The organism is Flavobacterium sp. N502536 (assembly GCF_025947345.1).
Classification (GTDB): Bacteria; Bacteroidota; Bacteroidia; order Flavobacteriales; family Flavobacteriaceae; genus Flavobacterium.
Map to the genome: position 1 here is coordinate 1,512,683 of NZ_CP110011.1, position 17,659 is coordinate 1,530,341.

The 17,659-nt window shown below is 38.6% G+C and carries 9 protein-coding genes; 5 read left to right on the plus strand and 4 right to left on the minus strand.

Annotation, left to right across the window (positions count from 1 at the left end):
* Positions 1 to 97: 97 nt before the first annotated feature.
* Positions 98 to 2,791 (minus strand): reprolysin-like metallopeptidase, encoded by a 2,694-nt coding sequence (locus OLM61_RS06835; RefSeq protein WP_264525647.1) that lies wholly within the window; start codon positions 2,789 to 2,791, stop codon positions 98 to 100.
* Positions 2,792 to 2,988: 197 nt separating this feature from the next.
* On the opposite strand from OLM61_RS06835, the gene OLM61_RS06840 reads away from it, so the two are divergent.
* The 4 genes from OLM61_RS06840 (at position 2,989) to OLM61_RS06855 (ending at position 6,818) form a co-directional block, all read left to right on the plus strand.
* Positions 2,989 to 3,918, plus strand: a complete 930-nt coding sequence (locus OLM61_RS06840) for a bifunctional riboflavin kinase/FAD synthetase (protein WP_264525648.1) — start codon at positions 2,989 to 2,991, stop codon at positions 3,916 to 3,918.
* A gap of 254 nt (positions 3,919 to 4,172) precedes the next feature.
* Entirely contained in the window at positions 4,173 to 4,610 is a 438-nt protein-coding gene (locus tag OLM61_RS06845; protein WP_264525649.1) for a hypothetical protein, read from the plus strand.
* Between the two features lie 171 nt (positions 4,611 to 4,781).
* Entirely contained in the window at positions 4,782 to 5,870 is a 1,089-nt protein-coding gene (gene bioB / locus OLM61_RS06850; RefSeq protein ID WP_264525650.1) for a biotin synthase BioB, read from the plus strand.
* 81 nt (positions 5,871 to 5,951) lie between these two features.
* A complete protein-coding gene (locus OLM61_RS06855; protein WP_264525651.1) occupies positions 5,952 to 6,818 on the plus strand; it encodes a cupin-like domain-containing protein in 867 nt (288 codons plus the stop codon).
* 70 nt (positions 6,819 to 6,888) lie between these two features.
* On the opposite strand, the gene OLM61_RS06860 is transcribed toward OLM61_RS06855, so the two are convergent.
* The 3 genes from OLM61_RS06860 to OLM61_RS06870 all read right to left on the minus strand — a co-directional run bounded on the left by OLM61_RS06860 (position 6,889) and on the right by OLM61_RS06870 (position 16,573).
* A complete protein-coding gene (locus tag OLM61_RS06860) occupies positions 6,889 to 11,133 on the minus strand; it encodes a T9SS sorting signal type C domain-containing protein (protein WP_264525652.1) in 4,245 nt (1,414 codons plus the stop codon).
* 535 nt (positions 11,134 to 11,668) lie between these two features.
* Positions 11,669 to 12,037: a T9SS sorting signal type C domain-containing protein gene (locus OLM61_RS06865; protein ID WP_264525653.1), complete on the minus strand. Its 369-nt coding sequence runs from the start codon at positions 12,035 to 12,037 to the stop codon at positions 11,669 to 11,671.
* A 168-nt stretch (positions 12,038 to 12,205) separates the two neighbouring features.
* Complete coding sequence (locus tag OLM61_RS06870) at positions 12,206 to 16,573, minus strand: T9SS sorting signal type C domain-containing protein (protein WP_264525654.1); 4,368 nt, start codon at positions 16,571 to 16,573, stop codon at positions 12,206 to 12,208.
* A 288-nt stretch (positions 16,574 to 16,861) separates the two neighbouring features.
* Here OLM61_RS06870 and OLM61_RS06875 point away from each other — a divergent pair, with 288 nt between their 5' ends.
* The gene (locus OLM61_RS06875; protein WP_264525655.1) at positions 16,862 to 17,335 is read left to right on the plus strand and encodes a regulatory protein RecX; all 474 of its coding nucleotides are present in this window, start codon (positions 16,862 to 16,864) and stop codon (positions 17,333 to 17,335) included.
* The last annotated feature ends 324 nt before the right edge of the window (positions 17,336 to 17,659 follow it).

A 17,659-nucleotide genomic window follows, 5' to 3' on the forward strand; every position in this document is an offset into this window, starting at 1 on the left:
ATAAAAATCCCAATAAAAAAATTCCAAATTCCAATAACTGCCCATTGGTAGCTATTGGAATTTGGAATTTGACTTTTGGAATTTATTCTATTCTATTCTAGTTCACGATTATTTTCTTAACCGTTCTGCGATCTCCATCAATCACAGTTACCAGATACATCCCTGAAGTAACTCCGGCTAACTGAATGTTATGGTTAAAGTAAGACGTTCTGTCGTAAGAATTAAAATACACTTGTTTGCCCAATATATCGTGTACATAAACCTGAACTCTATTAATGGTGTCAGTTGAAAACTGAATCGTAAAACTTCCCTTATTTGGATTTGGGTACAACGTAAATGGAACATTTTCAAGATCAATTTCTCCTAAAACAAAAGTTTGATTGCAAATATTTAAAGAGGCTGAATTGATCGTTCCAAAATTACCTGAAACGTCATCACGAACTCTAAAGCTCCAGGTTCCTTGCGGATCCTGACCATTAAAAACTCTCAATGCATCTACCGGAATAACGATCTGACTTGTTACTTTAGAACAATCCAAAGGAACTCCTGCATCATCAAACTGAAGGATCAAAGTAGAGTTTATGCTACAGCTTTTATTATTGTACAAATTCACAACAGTGCCCTGCGGATTTATCATTTGTATTTCGAGATCAGAAAGTCTATCGTGTGTTACATTTACCATAACATTGACATCAGAAACTTTTCCGGTTGAAGCCGGTACATTTACCGTTCTGGTTGTAAAACTAGCCCCGGAAGGAATTGCAAAAGCATTCCCGAAACTATAAGAATCACAAGTGGTCGTTGAGGTATAACCCACTGAAAATGATTTACTGTTTAGTGCGTAATAAATATTTGCAGTTGGCTCAACCTTAATCCTGCAAGTGGTTGAAGCCGTTACACTGTTAGGAACCTGAACCAGCTGCGAACCGTCATTTGGCGTATTTGCGGCTAAAATTATCGGAAATGTCAAGCCTCCGTCTACAGACAATTTGATATTTACTGACGAAGATCCTGCCAGCGTGTTGGTATTATTCACATCCCAGGTTACAGTTTGACTCGATCCTATTGGCCAGCTTATATCTTCTCTATTTTGAGAAGTAACTGTAAAAGGACCTGCATTAGTAACTACGGTTGCAATCATAGTATCGGTATTGGTCTGCGCTGCTCCTAATGCTCCATTGTCTCTTGCCGTTAGCGTAAAATGCAACGTTCTTGCAACAGCAGAAACAGATTCCCAAGTTGTAGTTAACTTATTCAAAAGCACCGAATTTAGATCCGGCATATAACGAACAGGGGAACTTCCCGGACTTATAGATCTGAATAAAGGCCCGTTGGGCTTAGTTGGATAAGCAAGACTATTACTGTTTGCAGTTGATGATGTTGCGCTATCAAATTGCTCCCAGTTATACGTAATCGTACCAACCGAACTATTGCCTGTACCCACTAAAATAAAAGGAGTACTCATTGGAATTGTATAATCCGGCCCCGCATCAACAGTTGGAGGATTATTGGTAATTGCCGTATTAACAGAACAACTCTTTCCGGCAAGCGTATTCTGAATTTGCAAAATACTGGCATATGCAAAATAAGCATCTGAATGACTCTGAATGTCATAGCCCTGCGATATTCCGGCATATCCCATAATGGTTGAACCGCTTCCGGGCTCAACATTTAAACCTGTTCTTTCTGACCCATCATAAGAAAAAGTATGATTGGCTCCTAATTGATGTCCGATTTCGTGTGCTACAAAATCAATATCAAAGGTATCGCCTTCCGGCTTTTGATCGGATGGTGATGTATAGGCGCTTCCTTTCCCCATTGCGTCTGATGGTGTCGGGCTATCGCAAACACAGCCAATACAGCCGGCATTACCTCCGCCTCCATCATGTCCAAACAAATGTCCGATATCATAATTCGCTTCTCCTATTACCGAAGTTAAGGTACTCTGAACTTCTTTACTCCAATAATCGTTACCATCTGAAGGATCTCTTGAAGTTCCTTTGGACGGATCAGAATAAGGATCTGCTAATGCATTGGTATAAATTACAGCATCATTGTTTGCAATTAAAACGACTCTTACAGCAAGGTCTTTATTAAAAACCCCGTTTACTCTGGACAAAGTAGCGTTCATTCCGGCTACTGCTCCCGCTTTTGTACCTCCAAAATAAGCAGTATATTCTCCGGTACAGGACAACGCCAATCGAAAGGTCTTGAAAACTTTATTGTTTGCTGCCGACTTTGCAGTATTCGATGAGTTGTTTTTTTGCGACACCGCATCTAATGTTTTACAATCTAAGTGCGTTTTATCAGCCGCATCAGTATTGGTAAACAAAACATAAGAAGATCTATCTTCCTGGTTTTGTTCTATATACTCTGCTGGTTTATCGGTACGAAGTACCATAGTCTGAACTCCAATGGGTGCCACACTAAAATAAATTTTGGCCGTTTTATCGTCTAAACCGCGTCCTTCATAAGCTCTGATTTCAGGATACTTCGCCTGTAATTCAGGTTCAAAATTAGAATATTCCCAAACGGTAAAACGTTCTAAAACGCCCTTGGCATTAGGAATCGTAATTTCTGCCGAAGTACTATTTGCCGATTTACTGGTAGTTGTAACAAGTCTTGCTTTCAAAAAATCTGAATTCAACTTATAATACAACCGTCCTGAGTCAGACGAGATTCCTCTCTTACTCGGAGAAACCGGGCTCACTTTCTGCCACAAGGCATCGCTCTGGGCATATATATTAGCACAGCAGAAAATAAAAAATAAAAAAAGTAAATTTTTTCTCATATTTTGGAAATAACAGTATATCAAAATTACGTTAATAAAATCGAAATTTTAAACTTATCACATACAATTAATACTTTTTGGTTTGCAACTTGTGTAATTTTCACAAAAAGTAACCACCTGAGATTAAAAAATCAATTCCGCTTAGTGTCAAATTTAAAATAGATAGTATAAATTTGCACCATCTTAAATTATTTGTTTTGAAGCTCTTTCATTCTATAAACGATTTTCAGTCCACCAAGAAAACAATTTTAACTCTTGGAACCTTTGATGGTGTACATATTGGTCATAAAAAAATTCTGGAACGCATTACCCAAAACACCGAAAACGGAAAGTATGAAAGTTTGGTACTTACCTTTTTTCCACATCCAAGAATGGTATTGCAGGAAAAATCAGAAATAAAACTTTTGAATACCATCGCTGAAAAATCAAAGCTTCTGGAAGCAACCGGAATTGAAAACCTGGTGATTCATCCTTTTAACGAAAGTTTCTCGAGATTAACCGCTGAAGAATTTGTGCATTCCATTTTGGTCGATCAGTTTCATATTCAAAAAATAATTATTGGTCACGATCACCGATTTGGCAGAAACAGAACCGCAAATATTGATGATTTAATTGCTTTCGGTCATGAATATGGTTTTGAAGTTGAACAAATTTCAGCTCAGGAAATTCAGGACGTATCTGTAAGTTCAACCAAAATCAGAAAAGCACTGAATGAAGGAAATATGGCTTTAGCCAACGATTATTTAGGGTACAGCTACTTTTTAACCGGCGAAGTGGTTCAGGGAAAACAATTGGGAAGAACCATAGGTTTTCCAACTGCAAACCTGCACATTGATGAAGACTATAAGTTGATCCCAAAAGCCGGCGTATATGTAGTTAAAGTGCTAATCGATCAGGAAGAGGTTTCCGGAATGATGAATATTGGTTTTAATCCGACGGTTAACGGACAAAAACAAACCATTGAAGTGCATCTTTTTGATTTTGATGCCGACCTTTATGGCAAGAAAATTCAAGTTTCTTTATTGCAATACCTTCGCGAAGAACAAAAATTCGGTTCTGTCGATTTATTAAAAGAGCAATTAAATCAGGATAAAAAAGAGGCTTTGGCATTTTTGAGTAGTCTTTAGCAACCTCCCACTTTACAAATCAGCAACTGATTGCGAATCGGACGATTCAATAATCTCTTCAATTTAATGGATATTATTGGAGCGACAATCTTATGCAGCTCCGATAAACTAAATTCATCCCTTCTATTTTCTGAATAGTTGGGTGAAATATACTTTTCGTCCTTTTTAAATCATCGTAGTTATTTTTTTAGTAAATTTGATATAGAACTCTGTTTATCAAATATTTGCTATTAACTTCTTTAAAAATAACCATTATGAAATTACCTAAAGAAATTACCAACGGTTTTCTGATTTTCCTAGGAATTGGAATTTACTTTTTATTGATGAACGTATTAGGTTTGGCGCATTTATTCTATTTGCGAACCCTAAATGTCTTTTTTATCTTTTATGGTGTAAATAAAACAATGCGAATGAACCTTCATGAAGGTGAAACGAATTTTGTATCGAATGCGGTTTCGGCAATGGCAACCTCTGTGGTTGGTGTGGCTTTAAGCGTTTTTGGACTGTTAATTTACAGTTACGCCAGAGGTGGAGATGCTTATGTAAAAACACTTTCGGAAACATTCATGTTTGGCGGAAATCCTTCTGTACCAACTTACTGCATCTGCTTACTATTTGAAGGAATTGCTTCCTCGGTAATCGTCACGCTGATGATGATGCTGTACTGGAATAATAAATATGCTGCCGATTAATTTTTCAAAATAAATCAAACTTTTTAGCACTCTAAAATCATAAAAAAATACAATTCTATGATTTTAGAGTGTTTCTTTTTTGAAAATAGCTGTCAAATATTCATTTACAGGATTGGGCATTGGTTGATTGGAACAATTTAACTACTTTTGGAGCATCAAAAAACTGCATCAATGAGCATTACAAAACACAATTGGACAAAAGACGAAATAATCGCCATATATAATAAACCTATGATGGACTTGCTGTATGAAGCGGCAACCATTCACAGGCAAAAGCATGATCCTAACGTAGTTCAGGTATCTACTTTACTTTCAATCAAAACCGGAGGCTGTCCGGAAGACTGCGGATATTGCCCGCAAGCAGCACGTTACAACACCGGTGTTGAAGGAAATGATTTAATGAGTGTTAGCCAGGTTAAAGCACAGGCTTTGCGTGCAAAATCCAGCGGATCATCTCGTGTATGTATGGGAGCTGCCTGGAGAAACGTAAAAGATGGTGAAGAATTTGACCAGGTTTTAGAAATGGTACGTACCATTAATAAGCTTGATATGGAGGTTTGTTGTACCCTAGGTATGATTACCGAAAATCAGGCGCAACGTTTGGCTGAAGCAGGTTTATATGCTTACAACCACAATTTAGATACTTCTGAAGAATACTATAAAGATGTTATTTCAACACGTGGTTTCGAAGACCGTTTGCAAACGATAGAGAATGTTCGTAAAACGAATGTTACGGTTTGTAGTGGGGGAATTATCGGAATGGGAGAAAGTATCGAAGACAGAGCCGGAATGCTTGTTGCACTTTCTACTTTAAACCCTCAACCTGAATCGGTGCCAATTAATGCTTTGGTAGCTGTTGAAGGAACTCCGATGGAGGAAGAAAAACCAGTTGAAATTTGGGAAATGATCCGTATGGTGGCCACTACAAGAATTGTAATGCCGGATACACAGGTTCGTTTGTCTGCAGGAAGAACCAACATGAGCCGCGAAGGACAGGCAATGTGCTTTTTTGCAGGTGCAAATTCAATTTTTGCAGGTGATAAACTACTTACTACACCAAACCCTGATGTTCACGAAGACATGAAAATGTTTGAAATGTTAGGATTGAATCCACAAAAACCATTTATAAAAGTTTCACAGCCTAAAACGGTTGAAGCAGCTGATTCACAGTTTGCTCCTCTGGGCGAAAAACCAAAATGGTCAAGACCGGGACATACGATTGAAAGAAACCTTGAGGCTTCGGTAAAATCAAAAAATTAAGAAAAAGATTTTATAAATCTCGATAAATATTTTTAAATTGCTTATAACATGTGTTATAAGCAATTTTTTTATTTAAGAGAGATGAAGTTAAAACAAATCGAACGGGTAAAAAAAATTTCAAAAGCAGATTTTATTTCCCAATATGTAAAAAAGCAAATTCCTGTTGTTGTTGAAGAATTGACCGAAGACTGGCCAGCTTATCACAAATGGAAATTATCTTATATCAACGAAATCGCCGGCAACATCACCGTTCCCTTATACGATGACCGACCTGTAAATCATGAAGACGGCTTTAACGAAGCCCATACTACCATGAAAATGAGCGATTATATTCATCTTCTGGAATCCAAGCCAACAAACTATCGCATTTTTCTTTACAATCTGATGAAAGAAGTGCCCTCATTAAAAGAGGACTTTTTATGGCCGGATATCGGTTTGAATCTGGTTCGGCAAATGCCAATGCTGTTTTTTGGCGGCGAAAAGGCCCGGGTATTTATGCATTATGATATTGACTACTCCAATATTTTACACTTTCATTTTCATGGAGAAAAACAATGCATGCTCTTTGCTCCGGATCAGTCCAAATACATGTACAAAGTGCCGCACGCTTTAATTTCAAGAGAAGATATTGATTTTGACAATCCTGATTACGAAAAATTTCCAGCTCTAAAAAATGCACAAGGATATATCGCCAATCTAAAACACGGTGAAATGCTGTACATGCCTGAAGGATACTGGCATTATATGAAGTATTTAACCCCCGGATTTTCCATGAGCCTGAGGGCTTTTCCCAAAAGCATTAAAAACCTGTCGAAAGCCGTTTATAATGTTTTTATCATGCGTTATTTTGATATTATGATGCGCAAAATCAAAGGCCAAAAATGGATTGACTATAAAAATGAAAAGGCCATCCGGAATACCAACCAAAATCTGCAAAAGACCTATTGAGCGCCTTTATCTTATTGCTGAAAAAGCAGCTATAAAGATTCAATTTACAACTGCTTTTTCTGTTAATGGTTTAAAAAACTATTTTTCGGGTTCCGGTAGAGTCATTTTCCAACGTTACTTTTACCAGCACCATCTGAGACCCTGAAGTCAGATTGGGTATTTGCAGTTCTTTGTCGCTAATTTTCTTTTTGTTGTATATTAATTTCCCCGAGAGATCAAAAACAGAAACTTCTTTGAGTTGTTCTTTGGATGAAATTACGTTTATTATTCTGTTTTTAACCGAAACAAAGATGGCATTCTCCTGGTTTTCGAAATCACCCCTACCTAATGTTTTGCCTTTATAACGCAACACTAATCGATCTGAAAAAGTTCCGATCGCGGTTGTAAAAGTGTAATTACTCGCTTTTAAATCATGAATTACGCCGGCTACTTTATCTTCGATGTAAATGGGCTGTTCGTTCATATTAAGATCTACTTCGTCGATCGAAATCGTAAATTCACCCGCGATTGTAGTGCGATACCCTAACGGAACAATATCGGTATCCACAAAAGGCAGCGCACGACCCTGAATTACATAATTATTCCCGTTTGCTATACTGTAAAAATCGAGATAAGGATTAGCGTTAAAACTAATTCCGTCATAGTTGGTATCATACTCATTCGTAGCTCCCTCAATATATCCTACCAGTAACTGTTTAAAGGCTCCGGAGGTATTGCTCATGTTTAGCCAGATACGTTTTTTTACCACAGCTGTTTCTTTTGATGTGTTTTCAGATTTAAAGAACTGATTGTTATTTCCTGCTACCCGCATCGAATTGTTAAACTGTACTTTCCCTGCAGCTACAGTAGTTACAAAAAACGATTGTCCGGCTGCTATTTTACCTGTTGGTTTAATTCCATTATCATTGGCCGGATTATCACTATGTAAGGGATCTGATTTAGCAGAAACTCCGCCACTTAAATTATAAGAAGCATAATCATCGGTTGTATACTGATTTGTATAGGTTAATTGCACAGGCGTGTTGTGGGTCCAAAAATAAATAGTTCCGCCCAGTAAACTGTTTCCGCCTAGCAGGGCATCGGCACTTAAAGCAGATGGGTAGGGATTACCAACTAAATAACTTTTTCCCGAACTTAAAAGTTCTCCTTCCAGATTTCCATTGTTCGGAACTCCTGAGAAAATCCCTGTAAATGCTGTTTTAACCGTATTCGAATAAGTCTCCGGCCCGCGAATGATATACCCTTTGCCCACTACCATATTAGTTGTTCTATCGGTAACTACCCATTGCGTACCATCAAAACCAAAATATTTTGTTACTGCTGTTCCGGAGGAAAGATCAATTAGTCTTTGAGGATTTACAGGTGTTGACCAATACAGATAATCTTTTTTAAAGATCCCGGGACTTGTTCGCTCATAAAAAATACTTCCTGAATTAACGGCAGTATTCACCTGAAACAAACTTGAACTGCTTTTAAAAGTGAGCGAGGTTCCAGGTGCCGGATCGACCACTAATGCATTTTTAACTGTTAACGTATTTGATGAATTTATGGTTACTTTTTTTCCGGCATTCACCGTACAGCCACAACTGTTTACATCTCCGGATGAAGAAAAATCATCGGCAAAAACAATGTTCTGACTTACTGTTGGCGTTCCAAGCGACCATCCTCCCGCGATCGTATAGGTATTAGTTTCCAAAGCATTTATTACAATGTTCTGCAAAGGAAGAGAGGTACAAGTACCCGGATACTCTACTGTAAAATGATAAGTGCCGGGAGCCAAACCTGTGACCGTATATTTAGTCCAATCGCCACCTATCCCTCCGGTATAGTTATGAGAAACAGTTCCGGTCTGAACAATGGTATAATCGTTTCTATTGGGCAAATTCTTTAAAACTACTGTACCTGTCAGCGCATCGCAAGTGGGTTGAACAGGCGGATCGTTAAGTGGTGTATTCGGTACAGACTTAACGGTTATTGGATAGGTTGCCGTTGCCGTATAAGGAGTCGTACATACTGGCGAAGCCGTTACGGTCATGGTTAAGGTTACCACATTTCCTGAATCCGCCGTTACCGAAGTATAAGTTGGCGCAGCCGTTGTGGCATTGGTAAGCGACCCGGAACCATTATGTGTCCATAAAATTGTTCCGTTTGCCGCCGAAGCCCCGCTTACCGTTGCAGAAGCATTGGCACAAATGGTTTGCGAACCGCTTGAAGCAGCAGTTGGCTCGGCCTGAATATTAACCGTATAAGTTGCTGTCGCAGTTTGCGGAGCACATGCATTATTACTGGTAACCGTCATTGTTAAAGTTACTGTTCTTGCAGCACCTCCCAAAGCTGGAGTATAAGTTGGTGTAAGAGTTGTAGCATTAGACAATGATCCTGTACCTCCGCTAAAAGTCCACAGAATTGTCCCATTTGAGAATGATGCTCCGCTTACCGTTGCCGTTGCATTAGAACATATGGTAACACTACCTCCCGCTGTGGCTGTTGGTAAACTCGCAACTGCTACGGTTGTCGCTGCAGATACTCCACTTTCACAGCTTCCGGGATTCACCACCTTTACAGTATAACTTCCTGCCGTTGTTACAACAATACTTTGTGTTGTTGCACCAGTAGACCAAACGTTGTTGGTAGCCGAACTGGATGTTAAGGTGACATTGCCGTTCTGGCATATGGTTACAGAGCCCGAAGGTGATATGGTAGGTGTTGAAGGCAGAGTAGTCGTAGTTATATTTTGTACTGTTGCGGTTCCTGTTGCACTGGTTCCACAACCATTTTTCGATCTGAGTCTGTAATAATAAGTTGTACCTACGGTTAATCCAGTCACTGTATAGGTGGTAACATTTCCTATATCAAGAGCATTATATCCCGTTACAAAACTCGCAAAGTTATTGACAAGCGAAACATCTAATAAATAACTCACCGCATTGACCTCTGCAGTCCAATTTGCCTTAAATGCAGTACAAAAAATATTAGTGGCTGCCTGCAATACAACATTACCGGGAGAAACTGCAGGTTTGTACGTTATGGTATTAGAATAAGCACTGAGACAGCCACCATTAAAAGCTCTGACTCTATAGTAATAAGTAGTCGCATTGCTTAAACCGGTAATATTTGTAGTTAAAACATTCCCCACATTTAAACCATTGTAAGTCCCGACGAAACTTCCAAAATTAATATCGGTTGACAGATCAAGCGTATAGTAAGTCGCCCCTGCAACCGATTGCCAATTGGCAGTAATCTGAGTACAGGTAGCTGCGGTTCCGGCCAAAGCAACCGGAGCAGTTCCGGACGAAGTAACGTTTACAGTAGTCGTATTGTTTGCACTGATTGTTGAAACGCAATTGTCGGCTGCATTCCCACTTGTTCCAGAGGTTAAAGATGTAACCGTTAAAGTCTTAGCTCCTAAAGCAGAGAATCCCGGAGCTGTAAAAGTTCCGCTTCCGCTTCCCGTTACAGTCATACTTGCTGGGGTTTGCGTGACACCATCAACCTGATAAGCAACACTATATACTCCAACAGGTAAACTTCCGTTAAGTGTTATTGTTGACGATGTTCCGGTACAAATATTTACCGTTGTAGCACTCATACTGGTCAGACTATAAGTTGAACAATCGTATGAGATAACAACTCTTCCCGGGCCTCCATCACCTCCGGCTTTCCCAGCCCCAAGAACAGAGCTTTTAGCTCCACCGCCACCTCCACCGGGAACCGTACCAGGATTACCATCCACTGTACCCAATAAGGATGAGATTCCTACACCTCCTGCGCCACCACCATTTCCTCCATTTCCACCTGAACCCGAAGCGGCTGTTAAACCACTTTGTCCATCTACACCCGATCCACCATCGAATGTATTTGTACCCACACTTGAAGAAGCAAGACCTCCAGCTCCTTTAGCCGGGGTACCTCCCGATGTATTGGCTGTACCGCCACCACCGCCCACAGCAGAAACAAAACCGGTGACCGAAGAAGTTTTCCCTGCCTGACCATTAACTCCGGTACCTCCGGCACCTGCACCACCTGCAGTAAGAGAAATTGTCACTCCTGACGAAATTGTATATACTCCTCCGGCAAAAGCGCCTCCACCTCCACCGGCAGCTCCTTTTTCTAAGCTTAATCCGGCGTTAGTTGTACCTCCTCCGGCACCTCCACCTCCCCAGGCACTAATTGTTAAAGATGTTGAACCAGCCGGAATCACAAAAGTCGTAGTTAAATTTGTTGTTCCTGTAGCCGAAAAAGTGACTGTTTTAGTCTGTGCATAAAAAAATAAAGGCAATGCAAATAACTGAAGTGTAAGTAAATATTTTCTCATCGTGGTATTTTTTTATATTTAAAAACATAGCTTTTCAATCAGACAGAAATCCGATCAAAGTAATTTTTAAATACCTCAAAAAATAAAACAACAATACACAGGACAGATTAATCCTGAAGGCACAAATAAAATATTGGTAAGGAAAGTACTTTTTGTTTCATTTAATCGGGGCATTTAAATTCGCAATCAGTATTTAGGCAGATAAAAACTAACGGATATAGGTATTCCAAATAGTTTTAATAGCAGGTGATAAAAATTAACTTAACAGGCTTTTAAGCATTTTAATCGTAAAGTAATAACAAGGTACGATTTTATTTACAATGAAGCCACATGTTTTTGATTAAATTGTGCGATTTTAACACTTATCTTATTACACAATCTACTAAAAAGCAGTCCTTTACCAGTATATACAACGGATTAGCCCAATTTCTCTGCGAATTTCAAAAAGAAACAAAAGAGTACTTGTTTAGGAAATCAAAGAAGAAATTGTTCACTGAAAACAAACAGCAGGAATTAAAAGGTGCCTGACAGCTGTTTAAAGCAAAATTTTCCTGGTGATTAGCTTTCCACTTCTCAGTTTGATTTTTAGTATCAGAAACTGTTTCCCTGAATTGATTTTAAACCCTTGAAATTCCAAATTTTCAATATTTTCTTTTCGATACAATTCTTTCCCTAAAATATCAAAAATGATTATTTCGCTGATTGGTTCCCGAGCCGAAATCACTTTAATAACCCGATCTTGTACCGAGATCATAACATCCTGCTTTTTATCCTGAAAATCATCTTCTCTCTGCCCGTCATCGGCTGTACTGAATGCGACGTCTACTTTGTTTTGCCGCACACAGAGTCCATGACCATACAAGCAGCCCGTCAAAACCAATGAAAGAATTATTCTTTTTATCAAAACAGGAATTTTAAGCCAACAATACTTGCAAGAATTAACTCAAAAATAAATACTCTGTCTGAAACCTGCAATCCCCAATTTTAGTGATATTTTAAAAATATCTTTCGAAAAAAAAAGTCCATTCCGAAAAACGGAATGGACTTTTTGAAATAAAATTTTATTTACGGTTTATTGAAATATAACTTTTCTTGTGGCTGTAAAATCATTTGCCAAAGTTACCTTAACCAATAAAACCTGATTTGATGATGGTAAATTCTGAATATGTAATTCAGTATTACTCACTTTCTTTTTATTATAGAGGATTCGTCCCGATACATCATACACCGTAACTTCTTTGATGTTTTCTTGTGCAGACTGTACCGCAATTACTTTGTTTTTTATCGAAACTAAGATTCCGTCTTTAACTTTTTCGAGATCTCCAATTCCTAAAGTTTTACCCGTATAACGCAATACGAAACGTTCTGAAAAGTTACCCACTTCTGTTTTAAAAGTATAATTACTTTGGGTCAGGTCGTGAATAACTCCTGTAGTTTTATCTTCAATATAAATCACCTGCTTGGCCATTTTACCGTCTACCTCGTCTATTCCAATTGTGAAATCACCCGCTACAGCTGTTCGATAGCCTAATGGAACAACATCCGAATCGGTAAAAGGTAACGCACGTGCCTGAATTACAAATTTATCCGCATTGCTTACACTGTAAAAATCTAAATACTGATTACCATCAAGAGTTAATCCATCGTATAGGCTTTCATAATCGTTACTTGCTCCTTCTATGTATCCGACCAATAATTGCTTAAAAGCTCCTGTTCCACTGGTCATGTTTAACCAGATACGGTTCTTTTCGACAGCAGTTCCTTTTGAGGTGTTTGCAGATCTGAAAAATTGACCATTATCTGCCGCTCCTAATCGCATTGCGTTGGTAAACAATATTTTTCCTGCAGCCTTAGTCGTTAGAAAAAATGACTGTCCAGCCGCAATTTCTCCAGTTGGTTTAACACCACCGCCAGTGCCAAAATCTACATCCGATCTCGCTGCTGTTCCTCCAGTCAGATTGAATGAAGCATAATCATCCGCACTGTACTGATTACTTGGAAGAGGTTTTGCCGGTGTGTTGTGCGTCCAGAAATAAAGAGTACCATTTATTACATTTTCATTTGTTTTTATAAACCCTTCTATACCCTCTGAAACAACCCTCTCTGCACTTAAAGCAGATGGATAAGGATTTCCTATCAAGTAACTTTTTCCTGAAGCCAACATTTCTGTTTCTATATTTCCATTGTTCGGAACTCCTTTAAAACTTGCCGGATAGGCTGTCTTAGAGCTATTCGAATAACCGGACGGAGCACGAATAATATACCCTTTACCTATCACCATATTATCATTCCTGTTCGTTCGAACCCACTGTGTACCATCGAAACCATAATACATAGTGCTAGGCGTTGAAGACGAAAGATCGACCAATCTTTGTGGGCTTACCGGAGTTGACCAATATACATAATCTTTTAGCAATATAGGAGGTGTGGTACGTTCGTACGTGATATCACCTGTATTGGTTACATTATTTTTTTGTACTAAACTTGCTGTATTTTTAAAAGTCATTGTACCACCACTAAGTACTTTAACATCATTGGTAATAGTTAACGTATGTCCAATTCCTATTGTGACATTTGCACCTGAGTTAACTTCACAAGAACATCCGTTTACGTCTCCTGTAGAGATAAAATTGGAAGCAAAAATAAGTTTCTTACCTGCTGTCGTAGGAGTATCCCAACCATTGTTATAAGTCGCTACGGGAAGCGGATTAATTACAATCCCGGCAGTCGCCAAAGATGTACAGGTACCGTTTCCAACCGTATAGGTATACGTTCCTTCTCCAAGATTAACGTCTGTAACGACTGTTCCTGTATAAGGCACAACTACTGCTCCGGGTGATCTTGTTAAGGTACCTCCAGAAGGTAGCCCGCTTAAAGCAATACTACCAGAAGTTGTACAGGTTAGTTGGGTAACTGTACCGACTGTAGGTGTCGCCGGAAGTGGATTTACCACAAAATTAGCCTGAACTCTACAACTTGTATTACTAGCAAAAGCAGCATAATAAGGTGTTGTCGCCACAGTATCTGTATTCATTAGTCCTGACCCTGCAACACCAACAGGATTAAAAGAAGCCCCAGTAGCTATAGGATTACCACCTGTTGCATCCTTATACCAATTAATCCCTGTACTAATTTTTCCTCCAGATGGAGGCGTGATCTTCCAGGAAAATCCTCCTGTCGCAATTGGGCCATCATAGGTAGTTGATATTAGCGTATAAATTGTTCCTGCATTCAATGCAACCGTCATTAAAGGTTCACGGTCACTTCCACTATCATCATCTCCTCCAATGAAACTGCCAGTAGAACAGCTACCAGGTACAAAAGCACCGGAAACGATATACCCCATACCATCATAAGTGTTATCAGGATTCATTTCAAAAGTATATGTTCCCGAAACTGTTACCTGAAAACTGCTGGCAACATAATATCTATTATTGCCTCCGGGAAAACTACATGATGTCGTTCCACTTGGTCTGGCTGCTAGTGGATTTGTATTTATCCACGAACCTGCAATTACAAGTCCTAAATTTGTTGATGGATTTGCCATCATACTGCCGCTACCTCCCTTACATACTGCCGCATCTGTTGTTAATACTCTATTTATTGTAACATAGGCCGAAGCAGAATAAGCAATTGGACAACTTCCATTTTGAACTACAGCACGGTAACTTGTTGTTGACGCTACATTTGTAGCTGTATAAGTTGCTGCAGTATTTGATATAGCATTTACTACTGAAGCAAAATCATCAGTCGAAGATTCCCATCTAATTACAGATCCGGTACGTCCATTTAATGTTAATACAGTACTATTTGTTGCCGAACAACTTGAAGAACTACCAGTAACCGTTCCTCCAACACTTCCAGCGTTTACCGTTACCGTAAAAGTTCTTGTTGTACCAAATCCGCAGCCATTCCATGCCCGAACCCCAATACTTCCACTTAGTCCAGTAGACCCAATATTAACTGTAATTGAATTTGTACCTGCCCCACTAACAATGCTCCAACCCGATGGTAGACTCCAGTCATATGAAACAGCATTTGCCACACTGTTAACACTATAAACCTGACTATTAACGAATGTACATTGTGTTGCTGCTCCCGTAATTAGTCCTGGTTGTGCAGGTTGACTCGGACTTGTAACAAAAGTAACCTCATTACTTTCATTAAATACACAATTAACACCCGGGGCACTAGCCGCATTAATTGTCGCAATTCGCTTGTATTTTGTTATTGTGTTTGTTCCTGCAGCATTAATTACAGGAGGATCGTAGGTTCTTGAATTACCGTTAGAGGGAACATTTACATAGGTAGCTCCATTAGTTGAAACCATCCATTGATAATCAATGTATGGGTTCGGCGACTCGGCTCCCGAATCATTATACTTAAAAGATCCCTCAATTACACCCGGATCTCCACCTGAACAAAAATTGGTTGTCGCCGGAGCTGTAATTGTATTGGCATTTGCATCAAAAGGTACTGCTTGAAAACTTAACTGATTATTACCCGTATTTTCATAATAATCTAAAACAAGTTTTGAATTCGCTGCAAGGTTAACCAAAATATAATCATAATTTGTAGGCGTTTGCTGTACCCATCTATCAAAAACTCTATTGCCGTCTATATACAAACGAACACCATCATCACCCGTAACCTTTACAAAATAGCAACCAGGAGCTTTATTCCAAGTCATACGATATCGCACTGCAAAATTATGTGTTACAATACTTCCTCTTACATTGCCTTCTGAATATACATCAAAACAATTTGTATCATTGTTTGCACCAAAATTAAAATTTACCGGAATTACATCCGAACCAACATCATAGTACCCCGCATAATTCGCTGCCGACCCTGTAATGAATGGATAAGTAGTTTCAGAAAGAGTTGTAGATGAAGGAAAGCCTCCAGGAGGAATATCAGAACCTGTCCAATTATAAATATATCCCTTCCATGAACCTACTCCATAGCCCGTTTGAGAATCTGTCGTACTGGTACTAGTATTGGCTACTGTATTTAGCCTCATTGTCAATGTAGCTCCACTACCTGTTGTATTTGAGCAACCACTACCCCTTAGCAATAAAACCCTTATTCTTCCGGAAAGAGTTGCTGTCCAGGTTATATCAGCACCACCTGTTGAACTGTCTTGATCTAAATATGCGTTCCCAGTCGCATCATCAAACAGTCCCAAATATTCAATATTTGCACCACTATTCCAAGTATTAGGTACCGAAAATCTATAATTATATCCTTTTATTACATTAACTACAACATAACTTCTTGCGGTCATCGATCCGATCGTAATAGGGTTTGTTCCATCGATACAAAAAAACTGTTCTGCCCCAAGCTGAGTAGTTCCCGAACCCGGATAAACAGAACACTGTCCATAATTTATAAGATAAGTAAAAAACAATACAAAACTTAATAGTAGTTTTTTATTCATGGGGCTATGTGGTATTTATGATTAAATTTGTTTTTACAAACAAAACACAAAACGTACTGCATTAAAAAATACATTTTTTGATGTTCTGTTTTTAAAAAATAACGGCTAAAAACCTGTTTTACAAGGCCCTAATAAACTGTTAATTTTTGCGTACAAAAATATTATAATTCCTCACATATACAACATTTTAGCTGAAGACTTTTTTGAGAAAAACAAAAAAAATAGTTGTGTTTTTAACATTTAAATGACTATTTTTAGCAGCAATCGTTAAAAAGAAAGAAAAAACTCATGAATTCAATCTGTACTCCAAAAGAGGCCCTACTGAAATTAGAACATTACTGTGCCTATCAGGAACGTTGTCATGCCGAAGTGGTATCTAAATTGTACAGCCTGAAAATGACGACCGACGAGATTGATATGATTGTGGTTCAGTTGATTGAAACCAACTTTCTAAACGAAACACGATTTGCCTGCAGCTTCGCCAGAGGCAAACACCGCATCAAACATTGGGGCAGAATTCGAATAACCAATGAACTTAAAGCAAAACAAATCTCTTCGACCAATATTACGCTTGCTTTAAAAGAAATTACGGCCGAAGAATACGAAGCCACTTTCGACCAACTTTCTGAACGATGCTGGAATAGCATTACCGAAAAAAACACTTTAAAAAAACGAAAAAAATTCTGCGACTATATGCTTCGTCGCGGATATGAAAGTTTCCTTGTTTACGATAAAGTCAATTTACTTGAAAAAGAATTCTAGTCCACAAAAATCACGGGCCTAACCTCACTTCTTTCTGGCTTTTTTGGTCAAAATCATGACATCCACACATGCTATTTTCTTGTGAATTTTTTACTCAAAAGACGTTTTTCCTATTTATAGTTCTAAAAACCTAATGATTTTGAGCAGTATTTTGCGATTTTTCTTATACTTTAAAAACGCTATTTATAAGAAATAACACAGAATCGTATTTTTATACATGCATTTCGTCGACTATTTTAACGCTTTATCGATTAAATGACCATTGCAAAAACCCGTCTCTTCTCGAACACGTAGATGTATCTATCTTTGCCCGGGCAAAATTTT

Bases quoted from the DNA above. Each gene is read 5' to 3' on its own strand.
- bioB (WP_264525650.1), top strand. From the start codon at position 4,782: ATGAGCATTACAAAACACAATTGGACAAAAGACGAAATAATCGCCATA.
- OLM61_RS06855 (WP_264525651.1), top strand. From the start codon at position 5,952: ATGAAGTTAAAACAAATCGAACGGGTAAAAAAAATTTCAAAAGCAGAT.
- OLM61_RS06845 (WP_264525649.1), top strand. From the start codon at position 4,173: ATGAAATTACCTAAAGAAATTACCAACGGTTTTCTGATTTTCCTAGGA.
- OLM61_RS06835 (WP_264525647.1), bottom strand. From the start codon at position 2,791: ATGAGAAAAAATTTACTTTTTTTATTTTTTATTTTCTGCTGTGCTAAT.
- OLM61_RS06875 (WP_264525655.1), top strand. From the start codon at position 16,862: ATGAATTCAATCTGTACTCCAAAAGAGGCCCTACTGAAATTAGAACAT.
- OLM61_RS06860 (WP_264525652.1), bottom strand. From the start codon at position 11,133: ATGAGAAAATATTTACTTACACTTCAGTTATTTGCATTGCCTTTATTT.
- OLM61_RS06870 (WP_264525654.1), bottom strand. From the start codon at position 16,573: ATGAATAAAAAACTACTATTAAGTTTTGTATTGTTTTTTACTTATCTT.